The organism is Candidatus Poriferisocius sp., from assembly GCF_965204145.1.
GTDB lineage: Bacteria > Actinomycetota > Acidimicrobiia > Acidimicrobiales > Bin134 > Poriferisocius.
Genome location: NZ_OZ241977.1, coordinates 2,711,601 through 2,725,687, shown reverse-complemented (window position 1 = coordinate 2,725,687; position 14,087 = coordinate 2,711,601). Strand labels below are relative to the sequence as shown.

12 protein-coding genes and 2 pseudogenes are annotated in these 14,087 nt (G+C 65.4%); 4 read left to right on the top strand and 10 right to left on the bottom strand.

Annotation, left to right across the window (positions count from 1 at the left end; genetic code table 11):
- Position 1: 1 nt before the first annotated feature.
- Entirely contained in the window at positions 2-1,471 is a 1,470-nt protein-coding gene (locus ACOGI7_RS12625) for a hypothetical protein (RefSeq protein ID WP_419849109.1), read from the bottom strand.
- Between the two features lie 107 nt (positions 1,472-1,578).
- Here ACOGI7_RS12625 and ACOGI7_RS12620 point away from each other — a divergent pair, with 107 nt between their 5' ends.
- A complete protein-coding gene (locus ACOGI7_RS12620; RefSeq protein ID WP_419849108.1) occupies positions 1,579-3,978 on the top strand; it encodes a glycoside hydrolase family 3 C-terminal domain-containing protein in 2,400 nt (799 codons plus the stop codon).
- Positions 3,979-4,098: 120 nt separating this feature from the next.
- On the opposite strand, the gene ACOGI7_RS12615 is transcribed toward ACOGI7_RS12620, so the two are convergent.
- The 7 genes and pseudogenes from ACOGI7_RS12615 to ACOGI7_RS12585 all read right to left on the bottom strand — a co-directional run bounded on the left by ACOGI7_RS12615 (position 4,099) and on the right by ACOGI7_RS12585 (position 10,536).
- A complete protein-coding gene (locus tag ACOGI7_RS12615) occupies positions 4,099-4,356 on the bottom strand; it encodes a type II toxin-antitoxin system RelB/DinJ family antitoxin (RefSeq protein WP_419849107.1) in 258 nt (85 codons plus the stop codon).
- 77 nt (positions 4,357-4,433) lie between these two features.
- Positions 4,434-5,675, bottom strand: a complete 1,242-nt coding sequence (locus ACOGI7_RS12610; protein ID WP_419849106.1) for an ATP-binding protein — start codon at positions 5,673-5,675, stop codon at positions 4,434-4,436.
- Between the two features lie 197 nt (positions 5,676-5,872).
- On the bottom strand, positions 5,873-6,499 hold the full coding sequence (locus ACOGI7_RS12605) for a type 1 glutamine amidotransferase domain-containing protein (RefSeq protein ID WP_419851510.1): 627 nt from the start codon (positions 6,497-6,499) through the stop codon (positions 5,873-5,875).
- A 183-nt stretch (positions 6,500-6,682) separates the two neighbouring features.
- Positions 6,683-8,455 (bottom strand): annotated as a pseudogene (locus ACOGI7_RS12600) (sulfatase-like hydrolase/transferase); the annotation flags it as partial.
- A gap of 37 nt (positions 8,456-8,492) precedes the next feature.
- Complete coding sequence (locus tag ACOGI7_RS12595; RefSeq protein WP_419849105.1) at positions 8,493-8,945, bottom strand: SRPBCC family protein; 453 nt, start codon at positions 8,943-8,945, stop codon at positions 8,493-8,495.
- Positions 8,946-9,059: 114 nt separating this feature from the next.
- The gene (locus tag ACOGI7_RS12590; protein WP_419849104.1) at positions 9,060-9,890 is read right to left on the bottom strand and encodes an MBL fold metallo-hydrolase; all 831 of its coding nucleotides are present in this window, start codon (positions 9,888-9,890) and stop codon (positions 9,060-9,062) included.
- A gap of 64 nt (positions 9,891-9,954) precedes the next feature.
- Positions 9,955-10,536, bottom strand: a complete 582-nt coding sequence (locus ACOGI7_RS12585; protein ID WP_419849103.1) for a hypothetical protein — start codon at positions 10,534-10,536, stop codon at positions 9,955-9,957.
- Between the two features lie 69 nt (positions 10,537-10,605).
- Here ACOGI7_RS12585 and ACOGI7_RS12580 point away from each other — a divergent pair, with 69 nt between their 5' ends.
- Both ACOGI7_RS12580 and ACOGI7_RS12575 read left to right on the top strand, forming a co-directional pair.
- Complete coding sequence (locus ACOGI7_RS12580) at positions 10,606-10,947, top strand: hypothetical protein (protein WP_419849102.1); 342 nt, start codon at positions 10,606-10,608, stop codon at positions 10,945-10,947.
- 164 nt (positions 10,948-11,111) lie between these two features.
- Positions 11,112-12,383 (top strand): Fic family protein, encoded by a 1,272-nt coding sequence (locus ACOGI7_RS12575; protein ID WP_419849101.1) that lies wholly within the window; start codon positions 11,112-11,114, stop codon positions 12,381-12,383.
- Here ACOGI7_RS12575 and ACOGI7_RS12570 read toward each other — a convergent pair.
- Together ACOGI7_RS12570 and ACOGI7_RS12565 are read right to left on the bottom strand one after the other, a co-directional pair.
- Positions 12,306-12,938 carry a TetR/AcrR family transcriptional regulator gene (locus ACOGI7_RS12570; RefSeq protein WP_419849100.1) on the bottom strand — a complete coding sequence of 211 codons (633 nt, stop codon included), beginning with the start codon at positions 12,936-12,938 and terminating at the stop codon, positions 12,306-12,308. The two genes, ACOGI7_RS12575 and ACOGI7_RS12570, sit on opposite strands and share 78 nt — an antisense overlap.
- Before the next feature lie 32 nt (positions 12,939-12,970).
- On the bottom strand, positions 12,971-13,159 hold the full coding sequence (locus ACOGI7_RS12565; protein ID WP_419849099.1) for a hypothetical protein: 189 nt from the start codon (positions 13,157-13,159) through the stop codon (positions 12,971-12,973).
- A gap of 88 nt (positions 13,160-13,247) precedes the next feature.
- Between ACOGI7_RS12565 and ACOGI7_RS12560 the strand changes: the two are divergent.
- Positions 13,248-14,057 (top strand): annotated as a pseudogene (locus tag ACOGI7_RS12560) (DUF2855 family protein); the annotation flags it as partial.
- Positions 14,058-14,087 lie beyond the last annotated feature (30 nt).

Genomic DNA, 14,087 nt, shown 5'->3' with positions numbered 1-14,087 from the left:
GTCACGGGGTCAGGTCGACCGCGCCGCCGAGGCCGACGAGTTCGCCGTCCTCATCGGCGTCTCCGTCGAACTGCACCAGCCGCAGGGTGTCGTTGCCGTTGTACTTGCCCGGCCCGAACGACAAGAACGGGATCTCCGGCAGCGATGCCTGGGAGAGCGAGTCGAGTCCGGCCTGGAAGGAGTCGTTGGTGAGCTCCGGCCCGGCCGCAGTGGCGATCTGCACGAACAGCGACAGATCGCGGCACGCCAGCACGGTGTAGTTCCAGTAGTTGGGATCTTCCTCGCTGTTCTCCACTCCCGGACCAGGCCGCTCGAAGCGTTCGTCGGGAAGCGCGGCCATCACCACATCGAGGCACTTCCGGGTCTCGGCATCCACCGAATCGGAGGGCAGATTGAGTCGATCGGCTGTAGCGATGGTGCCGTCCAGCGCCATTGGGTCGATGCCCGAGGAGATCGCCGTGGTGAAGTTGGTGGAGTCGACCGCGGCCATCTGGATTCCCAAGTCGCCGTAGGTGACGAGGCCGGTGGCCGCCGCCCCAAAGATCACCATGCGGTCGATGCCAGCATCGGCCACCTGCTGTCGCATGATCTCGGTCTGGCTCTCCATTGCATCGTCGTCGAGCACGAGGTCGTCGATGTTCATGGTGATGGCAATCTCCACCCCGACGTCGGCAAAGGCTGCTTTCACAACATCCTCTACCCGGTCTTGAGTTTCGGACCCGTCATAATGGACGCCCACCGCGGTAGCGCCGTCAAACCACCCTCTGCGGGCTAGTTCGGTGATGAACACCTCCTCCCCGGCCGTCCCCGAGAGCCTGAAGCTGGCCAGAGGGGCCCTGGCCCGTTCCAAAAGCTCTCCTCTGGCATTTACCTGGGAGCCCACGTTGATGGTCTCGTGCTGTTCCGACACGCAGTAGTTGGCGTCGCCCCGCAGCCCGCCCAGCACCGCGAACACCTGGTGATCCTCGGTGAGTGTGATGCAGGCCGCCAGCATCTCGTTGGGAAGGGCCGGATTGAATCCGGCGATGTACGGCTCCAACGACCGGCCGTAGATGCCGCCTTCGGCATTGACTGCGCCGGTAAGGGCATCCCACACCGGTTCGGGGTCGCCGAAGAAGCCGAAGCCGAACAAAGAGACGTCCCAGAACCCGACACCGATCCGGATGGTGTCCTCGGTAACGCCCCGGAAGCTGGCGGTGAGCACGATCGGGGTGGGCTCGGGGGTGGGCTCCGGCGCCGGTTCTGAGGGCTCGTCTTCTGCGGCTGGCTCTTCGGGGGCTTCCGCGGCCGGTTCGGGCTCGTCGTCTTCTGCCGCTGGCTCGCTGGGAGCTTCTTCGGCTGGCTCGGCCGGCTCGGCCGCCGGTTCTTCGGCTGCCGCGGTCGGTGCCTCCTCAGCCGCGGGCTCGTCCTCGCCGCCACCCCCGGTGGTGCAGGCGGTGGCGAACACCGCCAGCGTCAGTAGCAGTGACATCAACGTCCGTCGGTATCCCATCGCTTTCCCCCTGATCCCGTCGCCGTTGCATGCAAAATATACCAGTGGTAGAAAAATTGTCCAGAGGATGTTTGAAAGAGGGTCTCATGGCTGATGTCCAAGCGCTGGTAGCCGACCTGACGCTGGAGGAGAAGTGCCGGATGGTGGTGGGCGAGAGCCCGTGGACCATCCCCGGCTGTGAGCGGCTCGGCATTCCCGGCTGGTGTGTCAGCGACGGTCCGGTGGGGGTGCGGGGCCGTACCATGGGGCCGGGCCTCGTCGTGCCTGGGCCGTCGGCCATTGCCGCCACCTGGAATCCCGCCCTGGTCCACGAACTGGGCCAAGCTCTGGGCACCGAGGCCACCGACCGAAAGGTCGACATGATCCTCGCCCCCACGGTCAACCTCCACCGCTCCCCGAGGGGCGGCCGTCATTTTGAGAGCTATAGCGAGGATCCTGAGCTGAGCTCGCGCATCGCGGTGGCGTACATCACCGGCGTCCAGTCGCAGGGGGTGGGCGCCTGCGTCAAGCACTATGTGGCCAACGACCAGGAGTTCGAGCGCTTCACCATCAACGTCGACGTCGACGAGCGGAGCCTGCGAGAGATCTATCTCCCCCCGTTCGAGGCCGCCGTCAAGGAAGCCGGGGTCCGGGCCGTCATGGCCGCCTACAACTTCGTCAACGGCCACCACGCCTGCGCTCAGCCGGATCTGCTGATCGGCATATTGAAGGGAGAGTGGGGATTCGACGGCTTCGTTGTCTCCGACTGGGGCGCCATCAAAGAGACCGTGGCGCCCGCACTGTACGGGCTCGACCTGGAGATGGCCGGTCCGGGCCGATGGTGGGGCAAGGGCCAGCTTCAAGAGGCGGTCGAGGCCGGAAAAGTGGACGAATCGCTCATCGACGACAAGGTGCGCCGCATTCTCGGCTTCCTGCACTGGGCTGGTCGCCTCAACACGCCCACCGACCACGACGAGGCCAGCATCGAACGTCCTGAGCACCGGGATTTGGCCCGTCGCACCGCCGCAGAGTCGATGGTGCTGGTTCGCAACCAAGGCGGCCTCTTGCCGCTGGCCGGCGACGGCACGGTGGCGCTCATTGGCGCAGCCGCGGCCGATACGGCCCTGTTGGGCGGCGGCTCGGCCAGCTTGATTCCTCATCGCACCACCTCGGTGCTGGAATCGCTGGGGGAGCGGCTCGGCCCGCGGTTGATCGGCCACGCCACCGGTCTCGAAATGCGCCGCAACGCCGACGCCGTCCCCAAGTCGTGGATTCCCGACGGCGTGAGCTTCGAGCTCTACAACAGCATTGGGTTCGACGGCGAACCGTTCGAGACTCTCACCCGACCCCTGCCGTTCAATGCGTGGATCGGCGACAACTGGCCCGAAGACTGCGACACCCTGTCGGTGCGACTGGAGTTCACCATGACGCCCGAGCAGTCCGGGCGGCACCGGTTGTGCGCTCTCGGCTTCGCCCATGCTCGCCTGTATGTCGACGGCCAGCTGGCGGCCGACAACCAGGTTGACGGGTTCGGCGCCGGCCTCGGCCTGCACGGCGGACACGGATATCTGCACCTGGAGGCCGGCCAGCAATACCACATCCGCCTCGACCACGTCCCCAGAGAGAGGCGCCAGTGGGTGTGCATAGTGGACGTGGGGGTGGAGCTGGCCGACATGGATCGCGAGCAAGGCTTGGACGAAGCCGCCGCGCTGGCCGCCCAGGCCGATACCGCGGTGGTGGTAGTCGGCTCCAACGCCGAATGGGAGTCGGAGGGCGGCGACCGAGACTCGATCGAGCTGCCCAACCAGCAAGACGAGTTGGTGGAGCGAGTGCTCGACGCCAACCCCAACACGGTGGTGGTGCTCAATTGCGGCGCCCCGATGACTCTGCCGTGGCTCGACCGGGCCAAAGCAGTGCTGTTGGCCTGGTACCCGGGCCAGGAGGCTGGGGAGGCCATCGCCGATGTGTTGGTCGGCGACGCCGATCCCGGGGGGCGGATGCCCACCAGTTGGGCCTGGCGGGAGCAGGACACGCCCGCCTTCTTGAACTACCCCGGCGAGGCCGGCGTGGTGCGCTACGGCGAGGGGATTTTCGTCGGCTACCGCTGGTACGACGCCCGAGATATCGAGCCCATGATCCCCTTCGGCCACGGCGGCTCCTACACCACGTTCGAATGGGGCCAACCCGAAGTGAGCGGCGAAGGCACCCAGCGAACCGTGACGGTTCCGGTCACCAACACCGGCGAGCGGCCAGGCAGCGAAGTGGTGCAGGTGTACGTGTCCCCGCCCTCCAGCGGTGTGCCGCGACCCCCCAAAGAACTGGCCGGATTCGCCAAGCTCACCCTCGACCCCGGCGAAACCGGCACCGCAGCAATCGAACTCCGCGAGCGCTCATTCGCCCGCTGGGACCCCGAGACTCACGATTGGGTAGTTGACCCCGGCCAATATCAACTGGTGGTAGCCGCCTCTGCCACCGATCTCCGCTCGCATATGGACATCGAGGTTTGAGCATCAGCCGAGCGACCGGCAACCACAACAATCACACTCGGATGCTCTGTGTATCATGTCTGCTGAGGTCACCGGAGCACCAAGTGTTTGAATTGGGAAGACCGGACGGGGGTCAGCACGTTATGGGTCGAGGTCGTTTAGGAGATCCTCGGTGCTCTCGAAGCGCCTGCCTTTGCCCTGTTCTAGTTCGGCCATGGCCTCTATGGTGGTGGCATTGGGCACTTGGACCGCGAACGGGAGCCGCCTTTCTTCTGCCACTCGGACCATGAGCAAGCGGATAGCGTCCGAAATCGAAAGCCCCATTGCGTGGAGGGCCTCTGCTGCTCTTGCCTTGGTATCGGGGTCGATGCGGGCTCGCACGACGGTGTCAGCGCCCATGCTGGCTCCTTCGGTTAGATGCAAAGTGTAGGCTCATTGTAGCTACGCGGGGAACGCCATTGTGCTGCTGGCCGGGGTCAGCTCCACACGGCACTTATAGGGATCGCCCAGAGGCGGTCGCCGAGTTGGAATGAGCGGGGGCCGGTGTGGAGTACGACTCCGGCTAGGAATCGGTCGTCGATGCTGTCGCGCAACCAGGCCAGGTGACGGGCGTCATCGCTTGCGGGCGCAGCGGTGGCTTTGATCTCGATGCCGACGACGTGCTGCGCGTCGAGTTCGGCGATGACGTCGATTTCGTGGCGTCCGTGGTGTTGGCGGAGGTGGTACAAACGGCAGCGGTGCTCGCTCACGGTGGCCTGGGCCCGCAGTTGGGCGACGACGAAGGTTTCCAGCAGGCGCCCGAGCAGGTTTGCGTCGCGCATGACTGTCTCATGGGTGGCCCCGGTTATAGAGGCCACCAGCGATGAGTCGATGAGTTGCCGTTTGGGGGCGAGGGTCAAGCGCTTGAGCCGGTTCGAAGTCCATGCCGGCAGCTCGTCGATCACATAGATCCGGCTGAGCAATTCGTGATAGCCCAAGGCGGTCTGCCGGTTGATGTTGGCTGCGCTGTAGAGGGTGGTGTCGTCCACAATGCCGCCCGAGTTGAGGGCATACGCCTCGAAGTACCGGCCCAGTCTGACGCTGTCGTGGCCGGTGCCTGCCATTTGGACATCGCGGGTCACGATCTCCTCGGTGTAGGTGTCGAGCCAGCCTCGACGTGCCTGGGGGGTGAGCGATAGAGCCGCTTGGGGGAAGCCGCCTCGCAGTGCCATGTCTAGGTAGTGCCGCAGATTCGGCTGTTCGCCTGGCACATCGATTGGATTGTTGGCGGCGATCCGGTCGACGAACGGGGTCGTCGGGGTTCCAAGTTGCTCATCTACGGTCATGGGATACATGGCGATGCGAGTCACCCGGCCCGTGCCTGGCCATGTCTTGGCTTCGATCTCGGCTCTCACCGATCCCGTAAGGATGAACCGGCCTGGTCTCGGCTGGGTGTCGCAGGCTCGTTTGACCGCGCCAAGCACTTCGGGCACTTCTTGCCACTCGTCGAGAAGAACCGGCTCAGGCAGGCCGTCTAGGGCGGTATCGGGGTCAGCGGCAACGACTGCTGCCTCAGCAGGGCGGTCTAACCGGATGACCGTGCGAGCGTGCCTCACGGCGGTGGTCGTCTTTCCCGATGCCCGCGGCCCAACAATCGCCAAAGCGGGCAGTTCCGTGAGAAACTCTGCGATCAACCGGTCAGCCAACCGCTCCCTGTACTCATCCCTGTACTCAGCCACCATCACAGACTAGCGGTTTTCGACACCTGTCAGTAACGGTTTTCGACACTTGATACTAGCGGTTTTCGACACCTGTCAGTAACGGTTTTCGACACTTGATACTAGCGGTTTTCGACACTGGTGCGAGCCCTGCTGCTTCGTAGCATGGCCGAATACGACCTGGCCGACCGAGGCTGAGGATGAAAACTGAGTCGCAGTTAAGTTCGGGTGGGTGCCTTGGCGACGAGCTGCATCATCTCGCGAGCCACCATGGGGGCGGCGTTCTGGTTTTGGCCGGTCACCAGGTTGCCGTCGACCACCCAGTGGTTGGCGAATGCGTCGCGGAACCGGGTGGTGCTCTCGAAGACCGCACCGACCCGCCGCAATTCGGTTTCGGGATGGTGGGGCGTGCTCTCGATGCCGAGCTCTTGAACCTGCTTGTCGGTCACCCCGGTTACCCGGCGCCCCTTGACCAGCGGCTCCCCGTCGGGCCCGGTGGCCAGCAACAGGCCGAGCGGGCCGTGGCAGACGCCGCCGATCACCCGATCCAGCCGGTTGGCCTCGGTGATCTGGGTCCCGAGTTCGGGCGAAAAGCCGAAGTCATAGGCCGCTCCCCACCCTCCTGCGAGGTACACGATGTCGTAGTCGGCCATCTTGAGGTCTCCCACCGCCAGCGACTCGGTGACCTTCTGGCGTAGGTCGTCGTCGACAAGGAAGCGGTCGTCGGCCTCGGTGCGGAGCACGGGTTTCAGCGATTGGGGATCCACGGGGATCTCTCCGCCGGCCGGGCTGGCCACGTGTACCTCCATACCGGCGTCCAAGAAGGCGTAATAGGGCACGGTCATCTCGCTGGCGAACACTCCGGTGGGCTTGCCGATGTCGAGCCTCCCGTGGTTGGTGGCCACCACCAGGGCTCGTCGCCCGGTGAGATCGGCCCTGAAGCGACGTTGGTCATCGGGATGCATGCCGACCTGCTGGAGCGCCTTGCGCAGCAGACGGGCAGGGGGCGGGGGCGTCTTGGCCATGGGACCCTCCGAGGGGATGCGCTCGGCGTAGGGCCAAGGCTGGTTGCGGTCGGGAACGCACTTGGTCCGCTCGGCGGCCAAGATGTTGGTGAGATGGGTGAAAACGGCCGCGGCCGCCGGGTCGCTCGCCCGGTTATGGGCCTCGATGGGGTCGGCGTCGAGGTCGTACATCTCCCACTGGTCGGGGAGGGGCTCAGATCGATGGATCGGCCCGGCCGGTCCGCCGGCGGCCAGGTGGCGCACGCCCGGCTCGGTCCAAGTGTCGGGATCGTCGAAGCTCCGCACGATCTTCCACAGGCGGCCGGCACCGCCAGCCGCCGCGGCATCCGGCACCCGGACGACGAGACCCTCGAAGTTGGCGGCGACGTGGGCGGGCACCTGGATGCGCAGCGGGAGTGGCGGACGCACCGTCCGGCCCATCTGCCGGGCCATGGCGTTGGCCCCGGAATCACCCTCGGGCATGTTGTCGCGGGTCAGCAGGTAGACCGGCCGTTCAGTGTCGGGTGCCGACGTCTGGTCGACCACCGCCATGAGATCGCGGCCGGGAAGGGGGTGCACCTCGGTATGGGTCTGTTGGAGTTGCCCGGCGGCTTCCTGCTGGTCGATGCCGGCGGCGGCCAACAGCGTCGGCACGAGATCGACATGGGAGCTGGGAGCATCGTCCACCTGGCGGCCCGTCGTCTCGTGATGTCCGATTCGGGCGATGGCGAACGGCACGCGGGTGGCCTCGTCGTACAGGTTGAACCATTTCTGGTGGAGGCCGCCGTGGGCGCCCAACAGCTCGCCGTGGTCGGCGGTTCGCACCAGCACGGCGTGCTCTGATCCCCCCTCGGTGATGGCGCGGCGAACCCGGTCGAGCGGGCCGTCCACCTCGGCGTGGAGGCGGTGGTAGAGGTCGCGATACCCCTGGGCCCGCGTCCGATAGGCCCGTTCGATCAGCGGCGGCGGCCCGTAGCACGACAGGTAGGAGGCACGGAAGGCGATCTGGGCGGCGGGCTTGGAGGAGAGATCCTCGTTATCGGTGGGCGACGGCGGCACCGGTGGCGGATCCCCAACGCCAGGGGTGCGAGGGCTGCCCCGCCGCAGCCATCCCGGGGCGAACACGATGTCGTGGGGGTTCACGAAGCTGGCCACCAGCAAGAACGGACGGGCAGCCTTGGCATCGCCGGCCCGTCGGCGGGCGTAGCGGTCTTGGAGCCAGGCCACCACCCGGTCGGCAATCAGCGGATCCCGCACAAATCCGGTGTTGGAGAACGACGGACCGTGGGGCTCAGGGCCGATCCATCCGGAGAACCCGAACACACCGAGCGGGTCGGCATCCAGATAGGCCCTCACCGCCATCTCGTCCACTGCGCCTTCGCTGTCGTTGGTGGCCAGCGCGCCCCCGGTGGCGGGGTCGAACAGATCGGCGTGGCTCATGTGCCACTTTCCCTGGTAATGGGTGTCGTAGCCCGCGGCCCGGAACCAGTGCCCCAGGGTGGGCACCTCGCCGGGGCGCAGCCACCGCATCCGAGAGTCGTTCCACATTTTCCCCAAGCCGTCGGTCTGGGTCACGCCGTGGACGTCGGGATACTGGCCGGTGAACAGCGTAGGACGGCTGGGCACACAGGCCAGCGAGCCGGTGTAGTGCCGCATGAAGGAAACCCCGTGGTCCTCGAACCACCGGGCCCCGACCAGGGTGCGACGGCGCCACTCGCGCAGCTCGTCGCTCTCATAGGGCGGGGCGGCCCGCTCCTGATCGGTCATGATCACAACCACATCGGGACGATCGGTCATCGGTCGGACTCCAGCGATCTCGGGCTTGCTCCAAGGGTCATCGGCTTGCTCCCGCGGCCATGGCCAGATGGCGTTCGAGTCCGGCGAGCATGGTCTCAGAGGCTCGGGCCAAACGCTGGGCCGCAATCCGGGCGATCAGCTGCTGCGGCGGCCGTGGCCCGGCGTGTACTCGGCTGGTCAGCGACACCCGGGTTCCGCTGACCATCTCCATGAGCGACCAGGTGTTGACCACCGTGCGGATCACCGGAGGAAGTCCCTCAATCGAGTAGGCCAGGGAGAAGCTCGGAGTCCATTCCACCACCCGCTCCACCAGGGAGCTGCGGCCCACCTGCACTCGGCGCACCGCGCCGACGCCTTCGGCCTGCTCGCTCATCAAGCAGGAGTGATCGACGTTGGGCGCCCACTTGCTGATGGCCCCGAAGTCGCCCAGCACCTCCCACACTGCATCGGCATCGGCAGCGACAATGGCGGTTCGGGTGGTCTCGCTCATGGCCGAAGGCCCCCGAGTGCAACCGCTGTCATTGCCTGGCCATCTCGGTCCGGGACGCGGTCTTGTCGATCGCTCCGGGAAACGGACTTCGAATCGAAGAGCCAGCCATTGTCGTCACTCCTGTCCCGTGGCGATGGTGGTCAAGTCGTCTCCGATGACTATCTCGCCCTCGTAGTGCTCGGCCGCCAGCGCAATCCACTCGGAGTACTGCTCGGCGGTGGGTGCCGGCACCATGTGGGTCAACACCAGCCGCTTGGCGCCCGCCCGGGCCGCGGTCTGGGCCGCCTCCACCACGCCGGAGTGGTAGTCGAGGATGTCTTGGATCATGTCGTTGGGGATCTGCTCCACCAGGTCACGGCGGATCACCGATTGCACGTAGGCGTCCGCGCCGGCGGCCAATTGGTCCACGCCCTCGCAGGGAATGGTGTCGCCCACCAGCGCGGCCGACGAGCCGCTGTGCTCGAGCCGGTAGCCAATGGTGGGCCGTACCGGCGCGTGGGCCGTGGCTGCGGTGGTCACCTGAACGTCGTTGACGGAGAAGCCCTTACCGGGGGCAACTTCGGTTACCCGCACTCTCGGTCCATTGGTGAGCGCGTCGTGGTGCTCGATGCGGTAGCCGATATCCGCCTCTAAGGCGTGGAGCTGGCGCTCCACGAATTGGGCTGTGCCCGGCGGCCCGTAAACGGCCAGCTCGGCATTCCCCCGGGTCATGACCCAGTGGGTGGTGATCACGTCATTGAGGCCGCAGACGTGGTCGCTGTGCAAATGGGTGACCAGCACCGCGGCCAGGAACGCGGGCAGGGAGCCGCCTCCGGCCATGCGCATGACCACTCCTCGGCCCGCGTCCACCAGGATGTGGGTGTCGCCCGCCTTGATGAGGGTGGACGGGCCCGCTCGGTTGGCATCGGGCAGCGGCGAGCCGGTCCCGGTCAACACGATGTCCATCTATTGCTCCTTTGCGGTTCCCGGTTGGCTGGGTCTAGGGGATGGTGCTGGTGGCGCCGGTTGCTCAAGACGTCATTCCGCCCAAGCCCACCAAACCCCGGGCGAGCTCGATTTCACCCATATGGCGCAGTCCATGCTGGTAGTGCCAGCACTCGAAGGCGTCGAGAACGGTGATGCCTTGGGGCCCCGCGCACATCGCGCTGTAGGTGCTGGCGATCTGGGGTGGGTAGGGAGGAGCCACGATTACCCGCTCGAATTCGGCGGGGTCCATGCACTCGATGTAGGCCTCAGTGCGGCTGAAGACCGCTCGCTGGTACTCCTTGAACGCCTCGAAGTCGCCGACGCGCTGATGGATCATGTCGCTGACCGGCCGCTCCTTGCCGTGGTCGTTGATGGCCATCTGCACTCGGGCCTGCCAGTCGTCGTTCCAGATGGGAAGCTCGCCGGAGATGCCCATGAAGGTGGCGTCCTGCATGTTCGTGTAGTGGAACAGCGAGAACGCTATCGGCAGCACCCCCTCCCGCTCGAAGTGGTTGACATGATGCAGCTCCATCGTGCCTACCGCCTGGTAGTAGAGCGAGTGCATGGTCCGCATGCGGCGCAATAGCGAGTCTTGGATGAGGTTCAGCGTGTCGACATTGCCCATGGCGGTCCTCGGATCTCTCTCACACCAATCATTTGCCAGTAATACACGCAAAACTTAGGCTCTCGGCCTATGGTTCCGCAACCCTCCCAGGTCCGACTTGTGGCCTACCCGTCGGGGATTCCCGCCGACGATGTCTGGAGCATCACTCACGACTCTCCGCCGGAGTTGGCCGATGGCGAGATCGAAGTGGACGTGCAGCTGATCTCCAGAAGCGGTCGCATGACGGGGTTCACGATGCTCGACTACCTCCATCGCATCCCCGAGGCAGTGCCCGATTTGGCCGCCTGGGTGGCCGACGGCTCGCTCAAGCATCGCCAGCACATCGTCGAGGGAATTGAGAGCTTCCCCGAGGCCTTCCGCATGCTGTTTCGAGGCGAAAACCACGGAAAGCTCCTGCTGCGCCCCTTCTAGGCTGGCCTTGGTTGTCAACACAGGCCAGTGTGTTGACATATTGTGCTTGAGATCGATAGATCTGTCAATATAGATATCTATACTGACAAGATTGTTGATATCTCCACGTATGCGTCAATATGAGGCTGTATACTGACAGGCGAACGGCCGTTGGGGAGTCGCACATGGGCATGATGTCATCGCCGCGCTATTGGGACGAGGAGGCTTACGAGTCTAGGCAGGCGGGCTCGGGCGATGATCCCGCCTGCGTTTTCAGGGCGTTTATCCCCCACCCGATAGCCGACTGGGACGTCGAGATGGACGGCGAGTGCGTCGAGAGGGTGATGGTGGCGGAGGATGCGATACGCCGCCTAGGCGACGAATGCGGCGACGCGGCAGCGCTGCCCGCCGAATGGCTTGTTCGCCGAGCCGAGAGCGCAGCGTCTAGCACCATCGAGGGCGTCCACCCATCGGCGCGACGGCTGGCACGGGCCGAGGCCCAGCTTGGCCTATTCGGCGAGCAGCCCCGCCCCAACGATCTGGAGGCCTTGCGAAATGTCAATGCCTTCGATCACGCGCTGGAAATCGCCGCCGAAAACAGGCCGCTCACCGTCGAAGACATTGCGTCGGTCCACCGAGAGCTCATGGAAGACGACCCCTCGGCCGGGAACTTCAGAGCAAAGCAAAACTGGATCGGGCCGGGCAGGCTCTGGTCGACGCCACTGACCGCCTCCTATATCCCTCCGCCCTCCGACACCGTCTATGCGCTAATGAGTGATCTCATCGACCGGGTCAACCGGGGCAAGGGTCACCCGATTGTGGAAATGGCCGTCGTTCACGCCCAATTCGAGATGATCCACCCGTTCGGAGACGGGAACGGGCGCACGGGCCGGGCCCTGATACAGATGATGCTCCAGCGAAGCCGGCTATCCCCTCCCTGCACACTGCCGATCAGCTCTGCCCTCGCTCTCCGCAAGGACGACTACATCGCCGCTTTGGAGCAGGCCAGCGTTGTGGCGCAGCCCGACGACCCGGCGAGGTCGCTTGCGATCCGCCCTTGGATCGCCCTTGCCGCTGGTTCCGTGAGCGAAGCGGTGTCCTACGCCAGGCACCTCATCAAACAAGTGGCGACCATAAAGCAGGGTTGGTTGAGCATGGTCACAGCCGAAGGCCGCCCCAGCAAGCCCGGCATGAGGCTGATCGACCAACTCCCCGCGCATCCCGTCCTGAACGCAGAGAAGGCGGCTGAACTGCTGGGAGCTTCCTGGAGGACTGGGGCCCGCGCCCTGGCACAACTCGAACAAGCAGGCGTCCTCGTGCAGCGCAGCGCGGGCCGCCGCAACCGCGTATACGAGGCCGAGGCGATCACCGCCGCCTTCTCAGCCGCCACCGGCCTGTCGCCGGTCCACTTCGAGCAAGGCTTGCAGCCCAGAGCGGAGGACGGCTTCGGTCTCTGACACCGAGAGGCGGCGGTGGCGCCGCAGGTAGTCGATGGCGTCGAACTGGGACAGCGCGTCGCCAGCCGCCAGAACAGCCTGGCGGTCGGCGGCTTTGAGGGAGGACAGCTCGGGATTGAACTGGAGTTCGAACTGGTTGCGGAAATCGTCGCGGGCTCGGGCCACCCAGTCGCGAATCGGGGGATGAAGAGGTGCATTGTGCAACCCGGCCCGGTACACCGCGCTGGCTCTCTCATAGAGCCGGAGCCGCATGGCCACGAAGTCGTCTATCCGGCGGTCGAGAGGACCCTGTCCGATTCTGTGGAGGTGGCCGGCGTCTCTCATTAGCTCGCGATGGCGATTGACCGCGGCCTCGAGGAGCTCTCCAGGATTGGGGAAGTACCGGTAGAGCGACCGCAGAGAAAGGCCCGACCGCTGGGAAACCTGCTCCATAGTCGGAAAGAGAGATTCCTCGGCGAACATCTGGATGACGATGTCGAGAACGTTCTCGATATTGCGCTCTCGGCGGGCGACACGCCCGTCGACCGGTGCGTCGGAGTGGTCGATATCGGTCATCTTCGTTCGACGGTAGCAGTCACTTGATCGGCTCAGCGGTCGACGGCCGGCGAATAGACATCGTCGGCCTCGATGCCGCTGAGCGAGGTCTCCCGTCCGTCGCGGTAGTCGGCGACGGGGCGGTATTTCATCAGGTTGAGCGCCCACATGGGCCCGCCAGGCTCGTCTCGCTGGAGCCAGGAGCCCAGGTAGGCGTCGTTCAGCACCCCGTACCGCGGCATGGCAAGACCCTATAGTAGTGCGCCTTTTACTGGCAATAGTTGAAGGAGGTCGTTAGGGTTCAGCCATGCAAGCGGACGCTACTTCGGCTTCTATCCTATGGCCAGCGATGTGGTCATCGAGGTCGCGCCAAAAGGGGCTGGCTTCACCGACATCGGCGCCCACCGCGCCCAGCACGCCGCGGTCTACACCGATTTCAGCGCGGTCAGCGGCGACATCATGTTCCGCGATGACCGAGTAGACGAGTTCCTGCTGCTCCGCGGCCTGTTCATGACGTCGTTTCTGGCCGACGACTTCCTGGGCGACCAGGGCTTTCACGGTGCCTCTCAGACCCTGGTGACCAGCGCATCATCGAAAACCTCGATCTGCCTGGCCTTCTGCCTCGCCCGTCGCGGCCACCGCAGCGTGGGCCTCACATCTTCCCGCAATCTCGCCTTCGTCGAGGGTTTGGACCTGTACGACGAAGTCGTCGTCTACGACGACATCCACCAACTCGATCCCGCGGCGGCGTCGGGCGTGGTCGACATGGCGGGAAGTGCGGCAGTGCGGTCGGGGGTACACACCCATTTCGGCGACAGGCTCCAGTTCTCCCTGACCGTCGGCGCCACCCACTGGGAGGACCCCGCAATAGGCGGTGCCGAGCTGCCCGGCGCGCGGCCTGAGTTCTTCTTCGCCCCCAGTCAGATCGCCAAGCGCTCCGAGGAATGGGGAGCGGCCGAGTTGACGAGGCGCATCGCCGAGGCATGGCACGAACTCGTCGACGACACCGGTCGCTGGCTCAGCGTGGTCCACCGAACGGGGTCCGAGGAGATCGAGGCGGTTTACCGCGACTTGCTCGAAGGCCAGGCCGATCCCGCCATCGGCTATGTGGCGTCGATGTCGCAGGAGGCGCTGGCGTGACATTCGGCCCAGGCGCCGCCACCATTGAAC

What these genes read in the sequence shown, in the direction of transcription:
- ACOGI7_RS12615 (WP_419849107.1), bottom strand. Translation starts at nt 4,356, where the DNA reads ATGGGCGCTGACACCGTCGTGCGAGCCCGCATCGACCCCGATACCAAG.
- ACOGI7_RS12585 (WP_419849103.1), bottom strand. Translation starts at nt 10,536, where the DNA reads ATGGGCAATGTCGACACGCTGAACCTCATCCAAGACTCGCTATTGCGC.
- ACOGI7_RS12590 (WP_419849104.1), bottom strand. Translation starts at nt 9,890, where the DNA reads ATGGACATCGTGTTGACCGGGACCGGCTCGCCGCTGCCCGATGCCAAC.
- ACOGI7_RS12605 (WP_419851510.1), bottom strand. Translation starts at nt 6,499, where the DNA reads ATGACCGTGCCCTATTACGCCTTCTTGGACGCCGGTATGGAGGTACAC.
- ACOGI7_RS12625 (WP_419849109.1), bottom strand. Translation starts at nt 1,471, where the DNA reads ATGTCACTGCTACTGACGCTGGCGGTGTTCGCCACCGCCTGCACCACC.
- ACOGI7_RS12570 (WP_419849100.1), bottom strand. Translation starts at nt 12,938, where the DNA reads ATGACCGATATCGACCACTCCGACGCACCGGTCGACGGGCGTGTCGCC.
- ACOGI7_RS12565 (WP_419849099.1), bottom strand. Translation starts at nt 13,159, where the DNA reads ATGCCGCGGTACGGGGTGCTGAACGACGCCTACCTGGGCTCCTGGCTC.
- ACOGI7_RS12620 (WP_419849108.1), top strand. Translation starts at nt 1,579, where the DNA reads ATGGCTGATGTCCAAGCGCTGGTAGCCGACCTGACGCTGGAGGAGAAG.
- ACOGI7_RS12595 (WP_419849105.1), bottom strand. Translation starts at nt 8,945, where the DNA reads ATGAGCGAGACCACCCGAACCGCCATTGTCGCTGCCGATGCCGATGCA.
- ACOGI7_RS12575 (WP_419849101.1), top strand. Translation starts at nt 11,112, where the DNA reads ATGGGCATGATGTCATCGCCGCGCTATTGGGACGAGGAGGCTTACGAG.
- ACOGI7_RS12580 (WP_419849102.1), top strand. Translation starts at nt 10,606, where the DNA reads ATGGTTCCGCAACCCTCCCAGGTCCGACTTGTGGCCTACCCGTCGGGG.